At 70.6% G+C, this 18,213-nt stretch carries 19 protein-coding genes; 10 read left to right on the top strand and 9 right to left on the bottom strand.

Going from position 1 to position 18,213, the window contains the following annotated elements; translation table 11 throughout:
- Window positions 1-80: 80 nt before the first annotated feature.
- Window positions 81-635: a sugar O-acetyltransferase gene (locus MFF64_RS15415; protein WP_099906452.1), complete on the top strand. Its 555-nt coding sequence runs from the start codon at window positions 81-83 to the stop codon at window positions 633-635.
- Window positions 636-642: 7 nt separating this feature from the next.
- On the opposite strand, the gene MFF64_RS15410 is transcribed toward MFF64_RS15415, so the two are convergent.
- The 4 genes from MFF64_RS15410 to MFF64_RS15395 all read right to left on the bottom strand — a co-directional run bounded on the left by MFF64_RS15410 (window position 643) and on the right by MFF64_RS15395 (window position 4,833).
- Window positions 643-1,098 (bottom strand): MaoC family dehydratase, encoded by a 456-nt coding sequence (locus tag MFF64_RS15410; RefSeq protein WP_099906454.1) that lies wholly within the window; start codon window positions 1,096-1,098, stop codon window positions 643-645.
- Between the two features lie 3 nt (window positions 1,099-1,101).
- Window positions 1,102-2,487, bottom strand: coding sequence for an MATE family efflux transporter (locus MFF64_RS15405; protein ID WP_099906456.1), 1,386 nt, complete (start codon window positions 2,485-2,487; stop codon window positions 1,102-1,104).
- A gap of 249 nt (window positions 2,488-2,736) precedes the next feature.
- Complete coding sequence (locus MFF64_RS15400) at window positions 2,737-3,651, bottom strand: alginate O-acetyltransferase AlgX-related protein (protein ID WP_099906458.1); 915 nt, start codon at window positions 3,649-3,651, stop codon at window positions 2,737-2,739.
- Window positions 3,652-3,762: 111 nt separating this feature from the next.
- Window positions 3,763-4,833: an extracellular solute-binding protein gene (locus MFF64_RS15395; protein WP_099906460.1), complete on the bottom strand. Its 1,071-nt coding sequence runs from the start codon at window positions 4,831-4,833 to the stop codon at window positions 3,763-3,765.
- A 299-nt stretch (window positions 4,834-5,132) separates the two neighbouring features.
- Here MFF64_RS15395 and MFF64_RS15390 point away from each other — a divergent pair, with 299 nt between their 5' ends.
- Both MFF64_RS15390 and MFF64_RS15385 read left to right on the top strand, forming a co-directional pair.
- The gene (locus tag MFF64_RS15390) at window positions 5,133-5,858 is read left to right on the top strand and encodes a response regulator (RefSeq protein WP_099906462.1); all 726 of its coding nucleotides are present in this window, start codon (window positions 5,133-5,135) and stop codon (window positions 5,856-5,858) included.
- Between the two features lie 385 nt (window positions 5,859-6,243).
- On the top strand, window positions 6,244-7,410 hold the full coding sequence (locus MFF64_RS15385) for a PAS domain-containing protein (protein WP_238191418.1): 1,167 nt from the start codon (window positions 6,244-6,246) through the stop codon (window positions 7,408-7,410).
- A gap of 40 nt (window positions 7,411-7,450) precedes the next feature.
- Here the strand turns inward: MFF64_RS15385 and MFF64_RS15380 are convergent, their stop codons facing one another.
- Window positions 7,451-7,987, bottom strand: a complete 537-nt coding sequence (locus tag MFF64_RS15380; protein ID WP_238191416.1) for a DoxX family protein — start codon at window positions 7,985-7,987, stop codon at window positions 7,451-7,453.
- 56 nt (window positions 7,988-8,043) lie between these two features.
- The gene (locus MFF64_RS15375) at window positions 8,044-9,300 is read right to left on the bottom strand and encodes a multidrug effflux MFS transporter (RefSeq protein WP_238191414.1); all 1,257 of its coding nucleotides are present in this window, start codon (window positions 9,298-9,300) and stop codon (window positions 8,044-8,046) included.
- 344 nt (window positions 9,301-9,644) lie between these two features.
- Here MFF64_RS15375 and MFF64_RS15370 point away from each other — a divergent pair, with 344 nt between their 5' ends.
- Window positions 9,645-10,850, top strand: coding sequence for a GGDEF domain-containing protein (locus MFF64_RS15370; protein ID WP_099904426.1), 1,206 nt, complete (start codon window positions 9,645-9,647; stop codon window positions 10,848-10,850).
- A 53-nt stretch (window positions 10,851-10,903) separates the two neighbouring features.
- On the opposite strand, the gene MFF64_RS15365 is transcribed toward MFF64_RS15370, so the two are convergent.
- Entirely contained in the window at window positions 10,904-11,170 is a 267-nt protein-coding gene (locus MFF64_RS15365) for a hypothetical protein (RefSeq protein WP_099904424.1), read from the bottom strand.
- 48 nt (window positions 11,171-11,218) lie between these two features.
- Complete coding sequence (locus tag MFF64_RS15360) at window positions 11,219-11,929, bottom strand: carbonic anhydrase (protein WP_099904428.1); 711 nt, start codon at window positions 11,927-11,929, stop codon at window positions 11,219-11,221.
- 260 nt (window positions 11,930-12,189) lie between these two features.
- Here MFF64_RS15360 and MFF64_RS15355 point away from each other — a divergent pair, with 260 nt between their 5' ends.
- Window positions 12,190-13,191, top strand: a complete 1,002-nt coding sequence (locus MFF64_RS15355; protein ID WP_099904422.1) for a 4-hydroxyproline epimerase — start codon at window positions 12,190-12,192, stop codon at window positions 13,189-13,191.
- A 9-nt stretch (window positions 13,192-13,200) separates the two neighbouring features.
- Here MFF64_RS15355 and modA read toward each other — a convergent pair whose 3' ends face one another.
- Entirely contained in the window at window positions 13,201-13,980 is a 780-nt protein-coding gene (modA, locus tag MFF64_RS15350) for a molybdate ABC transporter substrate-binding protein (RefSeq protein WP_238191411.1), read from the bottom strand.
- 197 nt (window positions 13,981-14,177) lie between these two features.
- Here modA and MFF64_RS15345 point away from each other — a divergent pair, with 197 nt between their 5' ends.
- The 5 genes from MFF64_RS15345 (at window position 14,178) to MFF64_RS15325 (ending at window position 18,102) form a co-directional block, all read left to right on the top strand.
- A complete protein-coding gene (locus MFF64_RS15345) occupies window positions 14,178-14,969 on the top strand; it encodes a glutathione S-transferase family protein (RefSeq protein WP_099908349.1) in 792 nt (263 codons plus the stop codon).
- Window positions 14,970-15,019: 50 nt separating this feature from the next.
- A complete protein-coding gene (locus MFF64_RS15340; RefSeq protein ID WP_099908350.1) occupies window positions 15,020-15,619 on the top strand; it encodes a TRAP transporter small permease in 600 nt (199 codons plus the stop codon).
- Complete coding sequence (locus MFF64_RS15335) at window positions 15,616-16,941, top strand: TRAP transporter large permease (protein WP_099908352.1); 1,326 nt, start codon at window positions 15,616-15,618, stop codon at window positions 16,939-16,941. The genes MFF64_RS15340 and MFF64_RS15335 overlap by 4 nt, the downstream gene beginning before the upstream one ends.
- A 57-nt stretch (window positions 16,942-16,998) precedes the next feature.
- Entirely contained in the window at window positions 16,999-17,577 is a 579-nt protein-coding gene (locus MFF64_RS15330; protein WP_099908354.1) for an NADPH-dependent FMN reductase, read from the top strand.
- 108 nt (window positions 17,578-17,685) lie between these two features.
- The gene (locus MFF64_RS15325; protein WP_099908356.1) at window positions 17,686-18,102 is read left to right on the top strand and encodes a nuclear transport factor 2 family protein; all 417 of its coding nucleotides are present in this window, start codon (window positions 17,686-17,688) and stop codon (window positions 18,100-18,102) included.
- Window positions 18,103-18,213 lie beyond the last annotated feature (111 nt).

The raw sequence follows: 18,213 nt of genomic DNA, 5'->3' as shown, positions 1-18,213 counted from the left end.
CTCGCGGGCGGGCTGGCTTTCGGCTGCGATATGTACATATGTACGCATCGCGGCTGAGTGCCAACTGATAGAGAGGAAACATGACGGGCCAGAAGCAGAAGATGCTCGCCGGCGAACTCTACATCGCCGACGATCCGGAGCTCGCGGCCGACAACCGGCGTATCTCGGCGTGGATGGACCGCTACAACGCCAGCAACACCCTGAGCCAGCCGGAGCGGGAGGCGCTGATGGCGGAGGCCTTTGCCCGGGTCGGCGAGGGCTGCAATATCCGCCCGCCCTTCTATTGCGACTACGGCTACAACATCAGCCTCGGCCGGGGCGTCTTCCTCAACTTCAACTGCTGCATCCTCGACGTGGTGCCGGTGACGATCGGCGACATGACGCAGATCGGGCCGGGCGTGCAGATCCTCACCGCCGACCACCCGCGCGATCCGGCCCAGCGCCGTCAGATGCTCGAATTCGGCCGGCCGATCGCCATCGGGGCGAATGTCTGGATCGGCGGCGGGGCGATGATCCTGCCGGGCGTGACGATCGGCGACGACGCGATCATCGGTTCGGGCAGCGTGGTGACCCGCGACGTGCCGGCGGGCGGGGTCGCGGTCGGTAACCCGGCGCGGCTGCGGGTGACGGGATAGCCAGGCCTCACCCCTCCGGCCGCCGCACCACCAGGAGGTTGGCGGTGAGCACCTGCACCGCCTCGCCGTGCTGGTTCAGCGTCGTGGTGCGCACCTTGGCGAGACCCTGGCTCGGCCGCGAGCGGGAGGGGCGCACCTCGATCACCTCGCTCGTGAGCCGGATCGTGTCGCCGGGCCGCAGGGGCTTGGGCCAGCGCAGCTCGTCCATGCCGGCGCCGATGATGCCGCCGGCGAGCCGCATGTCGCTCTCGACGAGGAGCCGCATGGTGAGCGCCGCGGTGTGCCAGCCGCTCGCCGCGAGGCCGCCGAAGAACGTCGCCCCGGCCTTCTCCGCGTCGAGGTGGAAGGGCTGCGGATCGAAGCTCTCGGCGAAGCCGACGATATCGGCCTCGGTCACCGTCGTCTCGCCCGAGCCGTAGACCTGGCCCGGCGCCAGATCGTCGAGATAGAGTTCCCGCGTCATCGCCTATTCCCCTCCCGCCGCGACGAGGACGGGCGCCGCCGCCCGCTCCCCGCGAAACCACACCCCGGCGGCGACCGCGCCGGCATTGATGAGTCCGAGCGCGGCGAGGCCGACGCCGAGCGCCAGGAAGACCCCGTCGAGCCCAAGACCGAGCTTGAGCGCCAGGAGACCGCCTCCGATCGATACCGCCATGCGGGCGAGCCCCGCCACCAGCGGCCAGCCGACCCGGCCCGCTCCCTGCGAAGTGAAGTAGAGCGCGAGCCCGACGCCCGCGAACCCGTAGAACGGCCCGACGAGGTGGAGGTAGCGGCTGCCAATGGCGAGCATCTGCGGATCGTGGCCGAACAGGGTCAGGAACGGCAGCGGCCACAGGGCCGCGGCGAGCCCGATCGCCTCCGTCAGCGCCCCGGCGATCGCCGCCCCGGTCCAGGCCACCTTGAGTGCGCGGGCCCGGTCGCCGGCACCGATGCAGGTGCCGACCATCGCGCCGATCGGCGCGCCGAGGCCGAAGACGAGCGGCACCAGCAGATATTCGAGCCGCGCGCCGGTGCCGTAGCCCGCGACCGCGGCGGGGCCGGTGGCCCCCGCAAAGGCGGTGGCGGCGGCGATCGTCACGTTGGTGGTGGCGCTGACGATCGATGAGACGGCGCCGATCCGCAGGATGTCGCGCAGCGGCGCCCAGGCGAGGCGCGGCGGCCGGGGGCTGGGACGCAACAGGCCGAGCCCGGCCCAGAGATGATGGACGAACACCACAGTGCCGGCGGCGTAGTAGGCCAGCACCGCGACCCCGCCGCCGACGATGCCGAGACCGGGAATCGGCCCGAACCCGTAGATGAGCGCCGGCGAGAGTGGCACCAGAACGGCGGCGCCGACGCTGATGACGATCGCCGGCAGCGCCATGTTGCCGGTGCCGCGGATCACCGCCGCCAGGGCGTTGAACAGCCAGATCAGCACCGCGCCGCAGAAGACCACGCCGCCATAGGTCGTGGCCGCGGCGAGCGAGGCGCCCTCCCCGCCCATCGCCCGGTAAAGCGCCGGCCCGAAGGCGAGGTCGAGTGCCGTGGTGAGAAGGCCGAGGACGAGGGCGATGGCGGCGGCGTACCAGGGCAGCCGGTCCGCCTCCGCCCGCCGCCCGGCCCCGAGGCTCCGTGCCACCGCCGACAGGATGCCGCCCCCCATGGCGCCGGCGGAGATCATCTGCACCAGCATCAGCACGGGGAAGACCAGCGCCATGCCGGCGAGCGCGTCGGTCCCCAGCCCGGCGACGAAGGCGGTCTCGATCAGCCCGACCAGGGCCTGGACCAGCATCACGACGACGTTCGGCGCGGCGAGGCGCAGAAGCGTCGGCCCGATCGGGGCGTGGAGCAGGCGGTGGGTGCGCGCGTCCATCGGGCGGCACTCCTCTATGGGTCAGCGCGGCCGGCCCGTCCGGCGCCGGGCAATTAGTGGCATATGCAAGTTTTTCGTCAAGCCGGCGGATCGGGGGCGAGGGTCACGGTCGCGCGGTGCCGACTTCACGATCAGGAGACGTGCGACGGCGCCGGGTGACTGATGGCGGACGTGCGATCAGGTCATCTTGGTGCCACCACGCCCGGGCGTACAGACGAGGTCGGCGGATCGGCCCGATTCTCCGCGCCGCTACGCTGCCACCTCCAGGGCCGCCAGCCGCTCCGCCTCGGCGGCCGCGAGATCGAAGTCGTCCTCCGGCACGCGCGGCAGGAAGCGCTCGACCTGCTCGCAGAGCACGATGTCGGGGAGGATCCGTTCGATATAGCCCCAGTCGAGGTTCGACGACCAGATGAAGTGGACCTCGCGAAAGGTCTCGGCCAGCATCGCGGTCAGGCCGTTCGGGGAGAAATTGGCGCAGGAATCGCCGAACAGCACCAGGGTCCGGGGGTCGGCGTCGGCCGAGCGGTTGCGGTAGACCGCGTGGGCGCCGCTATGCAGCTCGCCGAGGCGGCCGGCGGCCGCGTAGGCATCGATCAGCCTGCCGCCGGCGACCCGCTCAGCGTCGCGGAAGAGCTGGTAATTGCGCACGGTCTCGAGGGGCGGTGCATCGAGCTTGTTGCCGATGTCGAGCACGGCGTCGAATTCCTGGAACGGCCGCGCCAGGAAGTCGGTGCGCGGGGTGGCGCCGCAGGCCCGGCAGACCAGCCGGTAGGCGAGCAGGCAGCCGTGGATGTTCCAGTGCGTGTCGGTGCGGTAGTGCAGGTCGCGCTCGTCCCGCCGGGCCCGCATCGGTCCGAGAAGGTCGATCCAGGCTCGGCGCCCCGGCCAGGACCAGCGCATCAGGGTGCCGAGGCGGCGCGCCGGCCCGTGACGCGGGTCGAGCGTCAAGCCGTCGAAGCGGTCCTCGTAGATGCTGAGCTTCTCGGGCACCACCAGGTGCAGGTAGCGGGTGCCGAGGCCCTGGCAGCGGCGGATGCGCCGGAGGATCTGTCGGCGCCACTGGCGCAGCACCCGGTCCATCGGGCGAATCCGCCGGTACTGGTCCGCGACCTCGTTGGTGCCCCCGGTGAGGAAGAGCCAGCCGTCCTTGCCCGCGTGAAACATCCGCTTCCCTACCCGCGGCCCCGCAGGGGGAGATCCGCTATCAGAGGTGGTCTGCTACCGCAGGATGGAAAAATAAAGGTGACCGGGCGCCGGAGATCGGCGCTCGCGGAATCACCGCTCCCGGACCTTGGCGCCGTAGCGGCGGTTCCACTCGGCCAGGATGCGGGGCCGGTTGCGGGCCATCCACTCGAGATCGTTGCGGATCATCCGCGCCTCGGCATGGGGCGGGTAGAGCGGACCCGGGCTGGAGACGCCCGGATAGGCCACGATGGCGAAGCTGCGGGCATAGAGCGCGTTGGCCTCCCGGCTCGCCGCCCAGTCCGCCACCCGCCGGGCGAGGGCGAGGTGCGGCCGTCCCGCCACGACCGCGAAGCCTTCGGCCTCCCAGCCCGTGCCGTCGACCGGCACCACGATGTCGATGGGGGCGCCCACCGCCTTCTCGGCGGCGGCCCGCATGTCGAGGGAGAGGCCCGCGGCGGCGCGGCCCGCGGCGGTCTCCTGGCACGGGGCCGAGCCGCTCGGCAGGTAGGCGGCGACGTTCTCGTGCAGGGCGTCCATGTAGGCCCAGCCGGCATCCTCCCCGAAGGTCTGCAGCCAGCCCGCGACGAGAAGGTAGCCGGTGCCGGAAGCCGCCGGGTTCGGCATGACGATCCGTCCTTTCAGGGCCGGTCCGGTGAGGTCGCGCCAGAAGCTCGGGCGGGTGATCCGGTGCCGGCCCGCGACCTCGACGTTGAAGCAGATCACCCCCAGATACGCGTCCATGCCGGTCCAGCTGTAGGGCGGGGTCGGGTCGCGGAAGAACGGCCGCAGCGCCTCGACGCCGGCGGGACGATAGGGATCGAGGAGGTTCGCGGCCTCGAATTGCAGCAGGCTCGTGGCCGCGATCCCGAGAAGGAGGTCGGCCTGCGGCGCGTCCCGCTCGGCGAGCATGCGGTCGGTGATGATGCCGGTCGAATCCCGCCGCCAGGCGATCTCGACCTCCGGCACGGCCGCCTCGATCGCCCGGCGCATCGGGTCGAGCTGCTCGGGCTCGAGGGCCGTGTAGGCGACGAGCCGGGTGCGTTCCGCCCCGGCGGCGGGCGCGACGCCGAGAAGGGCGAGGGCGAGGACGGACCTCGCGCAGAGCCGCCGGACGGTCGCGAGGCATCCTCCCCTCCCACTCACCGAGGCCGCCCGTCGCATCGCGCTCTTCCTCCTGCCCCGTCTCGGCCCGATCGGCGTCCCGGCCTCGATCCCTGCTTCAACGCGGGCATTCCTCAGGATAGAATTTCCGAACGTCGGTGCGGTGACGCGCCGCACGCCGTTGCCCGCGCCCTCGCGCACGGGAAGCCGGCATGGTCTCGGCGCAACTCTTACGGCGACGGCTAACCGTGCGATAGGTCGTTGATATTGCCAGTTATTCCGTGCCGGGAGGGTACCCACGCGCCCCCGACTTGCACTAGGATGATTGCCGCACGGACTGTTTCCAGAGACGCCACGGTATGACCCAACCGACTCCGCCAGTCGCCTTGATCGCGGATGACGACGATTTCTTCCGCCTCGCCGTGGTGGCGATTCTCACCCGCAGCTTCGGCTTCGCGGAGGTCGTCGAGACCGGCTCCCTCGACGCCGCCCTCGACCAGCTCTCGACCCGCCGGGGCGCCGTGACCCTGGCACTGTTCGACCTGGCGATGCCCGGCATGGAGGGGCCCGGGAGCCTGAGCGCGGTGCGCGAGTGCTTCCCGGCCGTGAAGGTGGCGGTGGTCTCGGCCTCGACCGAGCGCAACAAGATCCTCACCGCCCTCGAAGTCGGCGTCCACGGCTACGTGCCGAAGGGGATCGGCTCGGCCGAGCTGACCCGTGCCGTGGGCATGATCCTCGAAGGCCAGATCTTCGTGCCGGCCTCTCTGGCGGTGCTCGACGGCGCGGCCCCGCGGCCGGCGCTCGAGGCGCGCATTCCCGTCTTCGACGGGCGGCAGGACGGGCGGCAGGACTGGAGACCCGAGGGACGCCAGGACGGGCGCCAGCCCCGCATCCCCGACCTGACGCCCCGCCAGCGCGATGTGCTGGCACTCCTGGTCGAGGGGCGCTCGAACAAGGAAATCGCCCGGCGGCTCCAGCTCGGCGAGGGCACCGTCAAGGTTCACATGGCGGCGCTCCTGCGCAGCCTCGGGGTGCAGAACCGCGCCGCGGCGGCGGTCGTCGGGGCGCGGCTGCTGGCCGACTGAGTCGGAACGCGGGCGTCGCGTTACGGTTCAGCAAAAGAATCGCAAGCGGCGATCGCATGGAAATATAAACCCAATGTTGCTGCCGCGCCCGTCCCCCCGCCCCACGCCTTCGTCGCCCCAGGTCAGACCGTCTCGATCCCATCCTCTGTCATCGTGGGATCCGGAGCAGCGGGTCGATTGACCGATACTGACCTAGGGTCATTCTATCAAAAGAGTTCATATCTTGACACTGGGCGCGGCTGCCTTATCAGCTTGAGGCGCGATGGTGGAGACGGCGAGGGGGCTCGCGTCACCGGTCGAAAGCTCGAGCGCGGCGAGACGGAATACGGCCGCGTCGTCGGCACGACCGGGTCCGCCGCGGGCTGGAACGCGACGGGAACGAGCGATGGATCGGGAAGCGATCGGTACCGAGAACATCCACGCTGCCCTGGACGCTCTTTTGAACCTGCCGCCGTTGAAGAAGTCGCCGCAGCTCTCGGCCTTCCTCGCCTACGTGGTGCGAGAGAGCCTGGCCGGACGCGGCAGCCTGCTGAAATCCTACACCATCGCGACCGACGCCCTCGGCCGCTCGACCAGCTTCGATCCGGCGACGGACGCCATCGTGCGGGTCGAGGCCCGGCGCCTGCGGCAGGTGCTGCAGCAGATCTACGCCGACCCCGCCTGCCGGCTCGACGTGCGCATCGATCTGCCGCTCGGCCGCTACGAGCCGAGCTTCAGGCAGATCGCGCCCGCGGCGGGATCACCCGCGCCGTCCAGTTCGCAGGCGCCGGCGACGGGAAGCGTGCAGGAGAGCGAGCAGCGCTACCGCGCCCTGGTGGAGGCGAGCGCGGCCGTCGAGTGGCGCTCCGGCCCGGACGGCAGCCTGATCCAGACCTTCGGCCTGAGTGCGCGGACAGGCCTCTGCGACTCCGAGCTTCAGGGCTTCGGCTGGTTGTGCGCCCTTCATCCGGACGAACGCGCTGCGGTCGAGGCGCAGTGGCGGGCCTGCTGCCAGAGCGGCACCCCCCTCGACGCGACCTACCGCGTGCGCCATCGCAACGGTCAGTATCGCTGGATGCTCGGCCGCGCCGTGCCGCTCGAGAGCACCGAGGGCTCGGTCCGCGAATGGGTCGGCACCATGGCCGATATCGACGAGCAGGTCCGCGCCGCGGAGGCCCTGCGGACCAGCGAGGAGCGCCTGCGCCTCGCCGTCGCGGCAGCCGAGGTGATGACCTGGGACGTCGATCCGGCGACCCGGGAGGTCACCTGCTCGGAGTTCGGCCAGAACCTGATGGGCGTGACGAACGGCCCGCTCGACGAGTTCCTGGCGATGATCGTGCCGGAGGATCTTCCGGCCGTCCTCGCCAGCCTCGAACCGGCCCTGCGCGGCGAGGGAGCCTACGATGCACAGTACCGCATCGTCGACCACGAGGGGCGGGTGCGCTGGCTCTCAGCCCGCGGCAGCCTGGTGACGACATCCGACGGCCGCAGGCGGCTGATCGGGGTCGCCTGCGACATCTCCAGCCGCTACGTCACCCCGCGCCTCGCTGGCGAGCGGCGGAAGTTGGCCTGATGGTCCGGCAGCCGCATGACGCGGCCGGCCGTCGCGCGCCTCAGGCCGCCGCCTTGGCGGGCCGCGGTCCGCGGGGCGCGGCGGCGCGCTTGCGGGGTGGCTTCGCGGCGGGATCCTTGTCGGGGATCTTGGCGCTGGGAACCTTGACGGCCGGAGGCGTGCCGCGCTCGCTTCCGTGCCACCATCCCTGCCAGCTCCAGTTGCCGGGGCCGGTGACGGCGTAGAGCACGAAGCCGGCCGCGAGGCCGAGCTGGGCGAGGAACAGCTCCTGCTCGACCCGGGCGACGGCGCCGGAGAATTCCCAGAACCGGTGCAGCAGCAGCCCCGCCACCACCGCGTGGAATCCAAGCCCGAGCCCGACGAGGCGCGGCACGAGGCCGAGCGCGAGGAGCAGCGGCCCGAACAGCCCGATCAGCACCGAGGCGGTCGCGACGGCGTTCGGATAGGGCATCCCGGTGGCCGCGAGCGTCAGGGCGAAGCCCGAGGGGTTGAGCGCGCGCGCGATCGCCGCCGGCAGCAGGGAAGAGGCCAGGAGCAGCCGCCCGGCGAGCAGGATTCCGTCGTTGCGCGCAGCCATCCCGAGACACCTCACGTCGATGCCGGGACGGTGGCGTGGGACCGGTTAAGGCGGTTCTACCGGGCCCCGCTCCCGAACAGCCGGCCGCGCTCGGTCCACAGCACCATCGCGAGGGCAAGGCCACTCAAGGCACAGTAGCCGAGCGCGAGCGGGGTCACGGTGCCGTCGAAGGACTGGCCGACGAGGAGGCCGCAGAAGGCCGCGAGCAGCGTGGTATAGAAGCCGATGAACGAGGAGGCGGTGCCGGCGATCGCCGCAAGTGGCTCCATCGCCAGGGCGTTGAAGTTCGGCATCGCGAAGCTCATCAGGAACTGGCACGCCGCGAGGGTGACGATCAGAAGCCACAGGGGCGGCTTGCCGGCGAAGGCCAGGATCAGCGCGAGCTGGAGGCAGGCGGCGAGGAAGAGCCCGAGCGTGCCCGCGTGCGCCAGCCGCCGCATGCCGAGCCGGCGCACCAGGCGCGCGTTGATCAGCGTCGCGACGCCCATCGCCCCGGCGATCAGCGCGAAGGCGACCGGGAACAGGGGGCCGAGATGGTAGAGCCCGGTGTCGAACACGGCCTGGGCCGAGCCGACATAGCCCATGATGCAGCCGGTGGTGAGGCCGAGTGCCGTGGCGTAGCCGAAGGAGGCCCGCATGCGCACCGTGACGGCGATGCCCGATCCGATCGCCCGGGCCGAGACGGGGCGGCGGAAGGCCGGGTGCAGGGTCTCGGGCAGGCGGGTGCCGAACCAGGCCAGGGTGACGAGCGCCAGCGCCAGCATCACGCCGAAGATCAGGCGCCAGCTGCCGACGACGAGCACGGCGCCGCCCATCGAGGGGGCGAGGATCGGCACGATGAGGAAGACCATCATGCAGAACGACATCACCCGGGCCATGTCGCGCCCCTCGTAGCGGTCGCGCACGATCGCCACGGCGAGCACGCGACCCGCCGCACCCCCGATGCCCTGAATGGCGCGGGCGAGCAGCAGCACCTCGAAGCTCGGCGCCAGCATGGCGAGCACGCTGCCGGCGAGGTAGATGCCGATGCCGACGATCAGGGCCGGTCGCCGCCCGATCCCGTCCGAGACCGGGCCGTAGAGGAGCTGGGCGGTGCCGAAGCCCAGCATGTAGACGTAGACCAGGAGCTGCAGCCGGTTGGGATCCTGGACCGCGAAATCGTGCTGGATCGCCGGGAAGGCCGGCAGGAAACTGTCGATGGTGACGGCGGTCAGGCCCATCATCAGGGCCATCAGGGCCACGAACTCGACGAAGCCGGGCCCGGCCCAGCCCGATTCGGCCCGGGTGGTCTCGCTGCGTGCGCTGCTCGCCATGGGTGCGCTGGTCGCCATGGGCATCCCGGATGGCCGGCTCGCGGGAAGCGCCGGCTGCGGTCGAGCAGTGCCGGAGAGCGCTGCCGCTCGCAAGGCGTGCACGGGCATGGCAGCGATGCGGCCGCACCGCGGACGCGGCGCCCGACCCTTCTTCGTGACGCCGCGCGATGGAGCGGCAGCTCCCGGCCCCAGAGGAGCTTGTGGAGAAAAATTAAGCGGCAGGTAGCGATTCTGACCTAATGGAAGGTGGTCATTGGCGACGATGCGGCACCAGGGGAGCAGCCTTGACCGTCGGCGATCCTGCTGCCTCAGCCGGGGCCGACCCTATTCGATCCGACACGGCCGTGACGGCCTCGGCGTCCGGGGTCGGCAGCCGCCTTGACTGGCTGCTGCGCTTCGACGACGACGTCGACGCGCGGTACGAGGCCGAGCATGGCGCCGAGCGCGCCGCCGGTTTGCGCCAGATCGTCCTGATCGGGCTTATCTTCTACAACATCTACAACTTTACCAGCATCACGCTTCTGCCGGACATCTTCGAGCTGAGCGTCATCGCCCGACTGGGGGTCGTGACGCCGGTCTCGCTGGTCTTGGCCTGGCTGATCCCGCGCGTCGCTCCGGTGAACCGCGAGCGAATCGCCTTCCACGGCATGGTCGGGGCGCTGGTGATGCCGCTCCTGCTTTTCTGGCTGACCGACGCCCCGCTCGGCACCTACACGTTCGGCGAGGCGATCCTGGTGGTGGTCTACGCCAACATGCTGCTCGCACTTCGCTTCCGCGCCGCCCTCGCCTATACGGTGATGGCGTGCGCCCTCGCGGTGCTCGCTGCGGGCACCAAGGCCGGCCTCGATCCGGCCCTGCGCGTCGCCCTGCCGCTGCAATTCGCCACCGGCTGCGCGTTCAGCCTCTACGCCAACTACCGCATGGAGGCCCTGCGCACCCGCGAGTACCTGCGGACGCTGTCGGCACGGCTCGCCTCGGAGGCGGAGGCGGAGGCGCGCCGGCGCTACCAGGGCCTGTCGCATACCGACGCTCTCACCGGGCTGCCCAATCGCCGCTTCCTCGACCAAACCACCGAGGCGTGGTTCGCCGACGAGCGCGCCGTCGCCCTGTTGATGATCGACATCGACCATTTCAAGCTGTTCAACGACACTCTCGGCCACCCGGAGGGCGATGCCTGCCTCTCCCGCGTGGCGGCCCTCTTCGCGACGTTCGTGCCTGGTCCTGGCACCGCACCCGACGTGCTGGCCGCCCGTTTCGGCGGCGAGGAGTTCACGTTCGTCCTGCGCGATGTCGGGGCGCTCGAGGCGGCGCGGTTCGCTGCTGGCCTGGTGCGCGCCGTCGAGGGCATCAGGATCGCCCATCCGGGCCGCACCGACGGGATCGCCGTGGTGACGATCAGCGTCGGCGTCGCGTTGAAACCCGAGGGTGACACCTGCGCCCGAGCCGCCTTGTTCGACGAGGCCGACCAAGCCCTCTACCAAGCCAAGCGCCGGGGCCGGAACCGCTACGCCCTGGCGGATGGCGGTGGGAAGGAGGCAGCGGTCGCGTGAGGAGGAGGCGCTCGGCCGGCTTCACGGCCGATCCCGCCTCCGCACTGCCGACCTCAGCGCCCGGTGCAGCGCAGGGCCTCGCGCTGGCAGGCGAAGCCCGGGGTCGAGCAATGCACGCCGTCGGCGCCGCGGGTGCAGACCCGGCAGGAATCGGTCCATTCACGGCATCCGGGATCCTCGGCCGGCGACGTGGCGACCGGATGAGGCGCCGGCCCGCGGGCCGGCGCGACATTGGCAACGAGGATCGTCGCCAGGGTGGCGATGGCGGCAATCCACGCGAAGGCGGCGTCGCGGGAGCGGTCGGGTCGGGTCTCGGCCATGCCGGGGGTCCTCACCCGCCGCTCCCCGCCTGTCAATCCACCGCTGCGCTACTCGGCCGCCCGTACCTCCGACGCCGCCACGCCGGCGGCGGCGAGCCGGGGCGAGACGGCGGCCTCGGCCACCGGCAACTCGTCCTCCTCGGCCAGGACGACGAAGCGCCCGACCTCGCCGTCATAGACCAGCAGGTGCCCGGTCTCGATCTCGAACAGCCAGCCGTGCAGGGTGAGCTGACCCGAGGCCAGCGCGCTCGCCACCGCGGGATGGGTGCGCAGGTGGTTGAGCTGCGCCAGCACGTTCTCCATCGCCAGGGCGTGAAGGCGGCGCTTGTCGTCGATGTCCTCCGGATAGGCGTCGCAGACGATCTTGCGGGCGGCCTCGCCGTGGCGCAGCCACGCCGCCACGCTCGGCATCTTCTCGGCGAGACCCGGGGTGAGCAGGCCCTTCATCGCGCCGCAATCCGAGTGGCCGCAGACCACGATGTCGCGCACGCCGAGCGCCATCACGGCGTACTCGACCGCCGCGGTCACGCCGCCCATCATGGTGGCGAAGGGGGGGACGATGTTGCCGACGTTGCGGGTGACGAACAACTCGCCCGGGCCTGCCTGGGTGATCAGCTCAGGCACGACGCGGGAATCGGCGCAGGAGATCACCAGGGCCTTCGGCTTCTGACCGTCATGGACGAGGCGCTGATAGACGGAACGCTGGCTCGGAAAGACCTGCTCGCGGAACTGGGTGAACCCCTGTACGATATTGTCCATCATCGGCAACCTCCTTTCGCTGGCCGCGACGGCGCGGGCCCGTAAGGCCGTGCTGTCGTACCCAGAACGTCGCAAGTGCCGCCGGGTTGCCCTACGTCGTGCGTCTCCCCATGCGTCATCAGGCCCGGTGGCGGGCGGGATGAGAGGCCGGGCCTCGACCGTGGCCGGGCCGCGGGCGCACGGCGCTATGACGGCGCGGCGATTTCTGCGACGAAGGGGCGTCCGTGCCCGGACCCGCATCCCGGAGGCCTCGCCCGCCCATGCACCCGCACACCTTCCTCTGCGTCGACGCCCATACCTGCGGCAACCCGGTGCGGGTGGTCGCCGGCGGGGCACCGGTCCTGCCCAACGTCCCGATGGGCGAGAAGCGGCAGATCTTCGTCGCCGAGCACGACTGGGTACGCCGGGCCCTGATGTTCGAGCCGCGCGGCCACGACGCGATGTCCGGCTCGATCCTCTATCCGCCGTCGCGGGAGGATTGCGAGCTCGGCGTCCTGTTCATCGAGGTCTCGGGCTGCCTGCCGATGTGCGGCCACGGCACGATCGGCACCGTCACGGTGGCGCTGGAGCAGGGCTTCGTGGTGCCGCGCCAGGAGGGACGCCTCGCCCTCGAGGTCCCGGCCGGCAAGGTCGAGGTCGCGTATCGCCGCAACGGGCGCTTCGTCGACGAGGTTCGGCTCTACAACATCCCGAGCTACCTGCACGCCGCCGACGTGCGGGTCGAGGTCCCGGGCTTGGGAGCCCTCACGGTCGACGTGTCCTATGGCGGCAACTTCTACGCCATCGTCGAGCCGCAACCGGGCTGGGCTGGCCTCGACGGCATGACCTCCGCCGACATCCTGACCTGGAGCCCGCGGGTGCGCGAGGCGGTGCAGCGGGCGGTGGCGCCGGTCCACCCGGAGGATCCGCGCATCCACGGCCTCAGCCACGTGATGTGGGCCGACCGCCCGAAGCACCCCGAGGCCCATGCCCGCAACGCCGTGTTCTACGGGACTAAGGGCATCGACCGCTCGCCCTGCGGCACCGGCACCTCCGCCCGCATGGCGCAACGGGTGGCCAAGGGGCTGCTGCGGGTCGGCGACGACTTCGTGCACGAGAGCATCATCGGCACGCTGTTCCACGGCCGGGTCGAGAGCGCCGCGGAGGTGGGCGGGCGCCCCGCCATCCGCCCGAGCATCGGCGGCTGGGCCCGGGTGATCGGCCACAACACCATCCTGGTCGACGAGCGCGACCCCCTCGCCTTCGGCTTCCAGCTCGCGTGAGGGGGCGTCCTATTGCGACGCCCCCTCCCCGATCATCGTGAAGCCTTGCGCCTCGAAGAAGCGCCGCGCGGCCTTGCTCCGCAAATAGGCGAGGAAGCGCGCGCCGCCCTCGCCCTTCGCCTCAGCCGTCACCGCGAAGGGATAGACCACCGGCGGGTGGCTATCGGCCGGAAAGAGTCCCACCACCTTCACGCCCGGATCCGACCTCGCGTCGCTCTCGTAGACGACGCCCAGGGGCGCCTCGGCGCGGGACACCAGGGCCAGGGCCGCCCGCACGTTGTCGGCCTGGGCGAGCCGCGGCTGCAGCTGCGCCCACAGCCCCAGCTTCTCGAACGCCGCCTTCGCGTATTTCCCGATCGGCACCGAACTGACCTCGCCGGTGGCGAGCCGTCCGTCGGGGCCGAGGGCCCGGGCGAACCAGTCAGGCGTGAACGCCGCCTCGGAGACCTGCGCGCTCCTCGGCGCCACCACGACCAGGCGGTTGGCGAGCAGGTTCAACCGGGTCTCGGGTCGGATCAGCTTGCGGGCGGCGAGATAGTCCATCCATTCGAGATCGGCCGAGGCGAAGAGGTCCGCGGGCGCGCCCTGCTCGATCTGGCGAGCCAGCGCCGAGGACGCGGCGTAGCTCGACCGCACCGGGATGCCGCTCTCGGCCGTGAAGGCCTTGCCGGCCTCGTCGAGGGCGTTCTTCAGGCTCGCCGCCGCGAACACCGTCGCGGGCTCCGCCGCCGAGGCCGGGGCTGCGAGGAGGAGCAGGCAGGCGGTCCAGAGGGCGCGGGTGCGGCGCATGGCGGTGGTCCCTTGGCTCGTGTCGGCCGGTGGATCGGACGCCGCGTTATATGTCTTCAAGCATAGCGGCGGCCAGCCCCGCTCTCGGCGAGCATCGCATTTTCCTGCCGGCACCAACCATCGTCGGGTTCACCCGGCGCGCCGCCGCGTGCGACACTGTCGCCAACGAACGAGACGGTCCGGGGGGAACCAACGCCATGCTGCTCTACGAGCACCCGCTCTCGTCCTATGCGCAGAAGGTCAAGATCGCCCTGCGCGAGAAGGGGGTGGGCTTCACCGCCGAGCTGCCGGAGACCTTCGGGACCGGGCGGAGCGACGGCGCCTTCGCGCAAGCCAATCCCCGTACCGAGGTACCGGTGCTGGTCGACGGTGGGGTGAGCATCTTCGAATCCACCGTGATCCTCGAATACGTCGAGGAACGCTGGCCGGATCCGCCGCTGCTGCCGCCCGATCCCGCCGCCCGCGCCGTCGCCCGCATGACCGAGGAGGTCTGCGACACCCAGTACGAGGCGGTGAACTGGGGCTTCGGCGAGATCCTGTGGTTCCACCGCGCCACCGGGGCGCTGGCCGATCACCTGCGCGCCCAGGCGGCGGCGCAGACGAAGGTGTTGCAGGACTGGCTGACCGGCCGCCTCGGCGACGCGACGTGGTTCGGGGGCGATCGGCTCGGCTGGGCCGACGCGGCGGTGGCCCCGATGGTCAACCGCTCGGTGCATTACGGGCTCGGGCCTGCGGCGGGCAGCCCGCTCGCGCGCTGGCACGCGCGGCTTCGCGAGCGCCCCTCGGTCGCCGAGACCTTCCGCGAGTTCGACGCCGCGGCGGCCCGGATGGCGGAGGCCGCCGACCTCTACACCACCGGCGGGCGCCGGCGGGAATATCGCGACCACCGCCTTGAATGGATGGTGAAGTCCGGCGGCGTCGAGGTGGTGCTGGCCGGCCTGCGCGACCGCACCATCCGCTTCGCCTGGCCTCACGGCGACGCCCCTTGACCCCGCCCCGCCTCGATCGCGAACGCCTCGCTCCGCCCCCGGGAGACCCCATGCACCCCCTGCGCATCCTCGACCGCCTCGAGGAGATCCTGATCGCGAGCCTGATGGCCGGCGCGACGCTGCTGATCTTCGTCGCCGTCGTGCACCGCTACGCGTCGGGCATCGACGTCCTCTATCCGATCACCGCCGCGATCCACCTCTCCTGGGCCCAGGAGCTGTGCATCTACATGTTCGTCTGGATGGCGAAGTTCGGTGCCGCCTACGGCGTGCGCACCGGCATCCATGTCGGCGTCGACGTGGCGGTGAACCAGCTGCCTCCTGCCTGGCGCAACCGGATCGTGCTGTTCGGCCTGCTCTGCGGCGCCCTGTTCACGGTCATCGTCGGCACGATGGGCGCGCGCTTCGTCTACGGCCTCGTCGATACCGACCAGACCACGCCCGACCTCGAGATCCCGAGCTGGATCGTCTACCTGGCGATCCCCTTGGGCTCGTACCTGATGTGCTTCCGCTTCCTGCAGGTGGCGTGGAGCTTCTGGCGCACCGGGGAACTGCCCCACCACGATCCGGGCCACGTCGAGGGCGTGGTCGAGAGCCCGCACGCCGCTGAAGACCTCGCAGCCGAAGCCCGCACCGGAGGCCCTGCCCGATGAACGCCGCCATCATCTTCGGGCTGCTCATCGCCCTGATGCTCACCGGCATGCCGATCTCGATCGCGCTCGGCCTCTCGGTGCTCACCTTCCTGTTCACCATGACCACCGTGCCGATCGAGGCGGTGGCGCTCAAGCTGTTCACCGGGATCGAGAACTTCGAGATCATGGCGATCCCGTTCTTCATCCTGTCGGGCAATTTCCTGACTCATGGCGGCGTCGCCCGCCGGATGATCAACTTCGCCACCTCGATGGTCGGTCACTGGCACGGGGGCCTCGGCCTTGCGGGCGTGATGGCCTGCGCGCTCTTCGCCGCCATCTCGGGCTCGAGCCCGGCCACCGTCGTGGCGATCGGCTCGATCATCCTGCCCGCCATGGTGGCGCAAGGGTTCCCGAAGCGCTTCGGCGCCGGCGTCATCACCACCTCGGGGGCGCTGGGCATCCTGATCCCGCCCTCGATCGTCATGGTGATGTACTCGGTGGCGACGAGCGGCGCGGTGGTGACCGGGCCCGACGGCCAGCGGGTCTCCTCGGCCTCGATCTCGACGCTGTTCGTCGCCGGCGTGATCCCGGGCCTGATGCTGGCCGCCCTGCTCGGTCTCACCACCTGGTACCGGGCGCGCAAGTTCGGCTACCCGCGCATGCTGAAGGCGACCTGGCGCGAGCGCTGGGTCGCGTTCCGCAAGTCGGTCTGGGGCCTGCTCCTGATCATGCTGGTGCTGGGCGGCATCTATACCGGCGCTTTCACGCCGACCGAGGCGGCGGCGGTGAGTGCGGTCTACGCCTTCGTGATCGCGCTCTTCGTCTACCGCGATCTCACCTGGCGCGACGTGCCGCGGGTGCTGCTCGACTCGGCCAACATGAGCGCGATGCTGCTCTACATCATCACCAACGCAGTCCTGTTCTCGTTCCTGATGACGAGCGAGCAGATCCCGCAGGCGATGGCGAGCTGGATCACCGGGGCCGGCCTGAACTGGGTGGTGTTCCTGCTGATCGTCAACCTGCTGCTGCTGCTCGCCGGCAACGTGATGGAGCCGTCCTCCATCGTGCTGATCATGGCGCCGATCCTGTTCCCGATCGCCGCCAAGCTCGGCATCGACCCGGTGCATTTCGGCATCCTGATCGTGGTCAACATGGAGGTCGGCATGTGCCACCCACCGGTCGGCCTCAACCTCTACGTGGCGTCGGGCATCACCCGCATGGGCATCACGGAGCTGACCATCGCGGTCTGGCCGTGGTTGCTCACCATGCTGATCTTCCTCGTCGTCGTGACCTACGTCCCGGCGATCTCGCTGTGGCTGCCGCGGATGCTCGGGATGATGTGAGATCCTGCCGAGACGCTGTAGGCTCCGGGTGGTGTCACATCCTCCCGGAGTCCCGCCATGGCCCTCGTGATCCCGGTCATCCTCGGTTCGGTGCGCCAGGGGCGCAACGGGTTGCGCGCTGCCCGCTACCTGGTCCACGCCCTCGAATCCCGCGGCCACGAGGCGCCGCTGGTCGATCCCGCCGATCTCGGCCTGCCACTGCTGACGCGAATGTACAAGGAATACCCGAAGGGCGAGGCGCCCGAGGTACTGGAACGGCTGGCCGCCCTCTACCGCCGGTCGGACGGCTTCGTGGTGGTCTCGGCGGAGTACAACCACAGCATCCCGCCGGCCCTGTCCAACACCCTCGACCACTTCCTGGAGGAGTATTTCTGGCGGCCCTCGGCCATCGTCTGCTACTCCGCCGGCCGCTACGGCGGCGTGAGGGCGGCGATGCAGCTGCGCGCGATGCTGGGCGAACTCGGTACGCCGAGCATCCCGTCGCTCCTGCCGATACCCGAGGTGCACAAGGCGCTGGACGAGGACGGGCAGCCGCTCCAGCCGTGGCTGGAGCGCCAGACCGGCCGGTTCCTCGACGAGCTGGCGTGGTATGCCGAGGCGTTGCGGGAGAAGCGGGGGGGTGGGGTCCCGTATTGAGCCAGGCCCGCTCCGGGGCAGCACGCTTCGGAGGGCGCCGAAGCATCCGTGGCGCATCCGGGGCTAGCGTCCGGTACCGGCCATCGGTCGGAACCGGAGAGCATCAGCATGAGCGCAGACGCCGCCATCCGCCACATCCATGAGCAGTGGCACGAGACCGTGGTCCGTCGCGACATCGACGGATTGATGGCGCTCTACGCCGATGATGCCGTGTTCGAGAGCCCGCTGGTCTGGGCGGCCTTGCCGGGGGGCGGCACGGGTCTCCTGACGGGAAAAGCCGCGATCAGGGACTTTTTCGAGGCGGGATTCCGCTCGCCGCAGAGCGGTTTGGGCCGATGGTACCGCACGAGCGTCTTCTTCTCCGATGGGCGACAGCTGGCGTGGGAGTACCCGCGCCAGACCCCCGAGGGCGATCAGATCGACCTGATGGAGATGATCGACGTGTCCGATGGGCTCATCGCCCATCACCGGGTCTACTGGGGCTGGGTAGGGGTCAGGACGCTGTCCAGTTTATCCGGACGCTGACGGTATCGTGCGATGTCCGGTTAACTGCTGCGCACTGCGAAAATCGGCTCCGCTCAGGTGCCGCGCGGGCTTGCGGTCCTGACTCCGGAAGGAATCTTCCGAAACTCCGGA

It is taken from the genome of Methylobacterium frigidaeris (assembly GCF_022179185.1).
Classification (GTDB): domain Bacteria; phylum Pseudomonadota; class Alphaproteobacteria; order Rhizobiales; family Beijerinckiaceae; genus Methylobacterium; species Methylobacterium frigidaeris.
The sequence above is the reverse complement of the archived record's forward strand: the minus strand, read 5'-3'. Positions and strand labels throughout refer to the sequence as shown.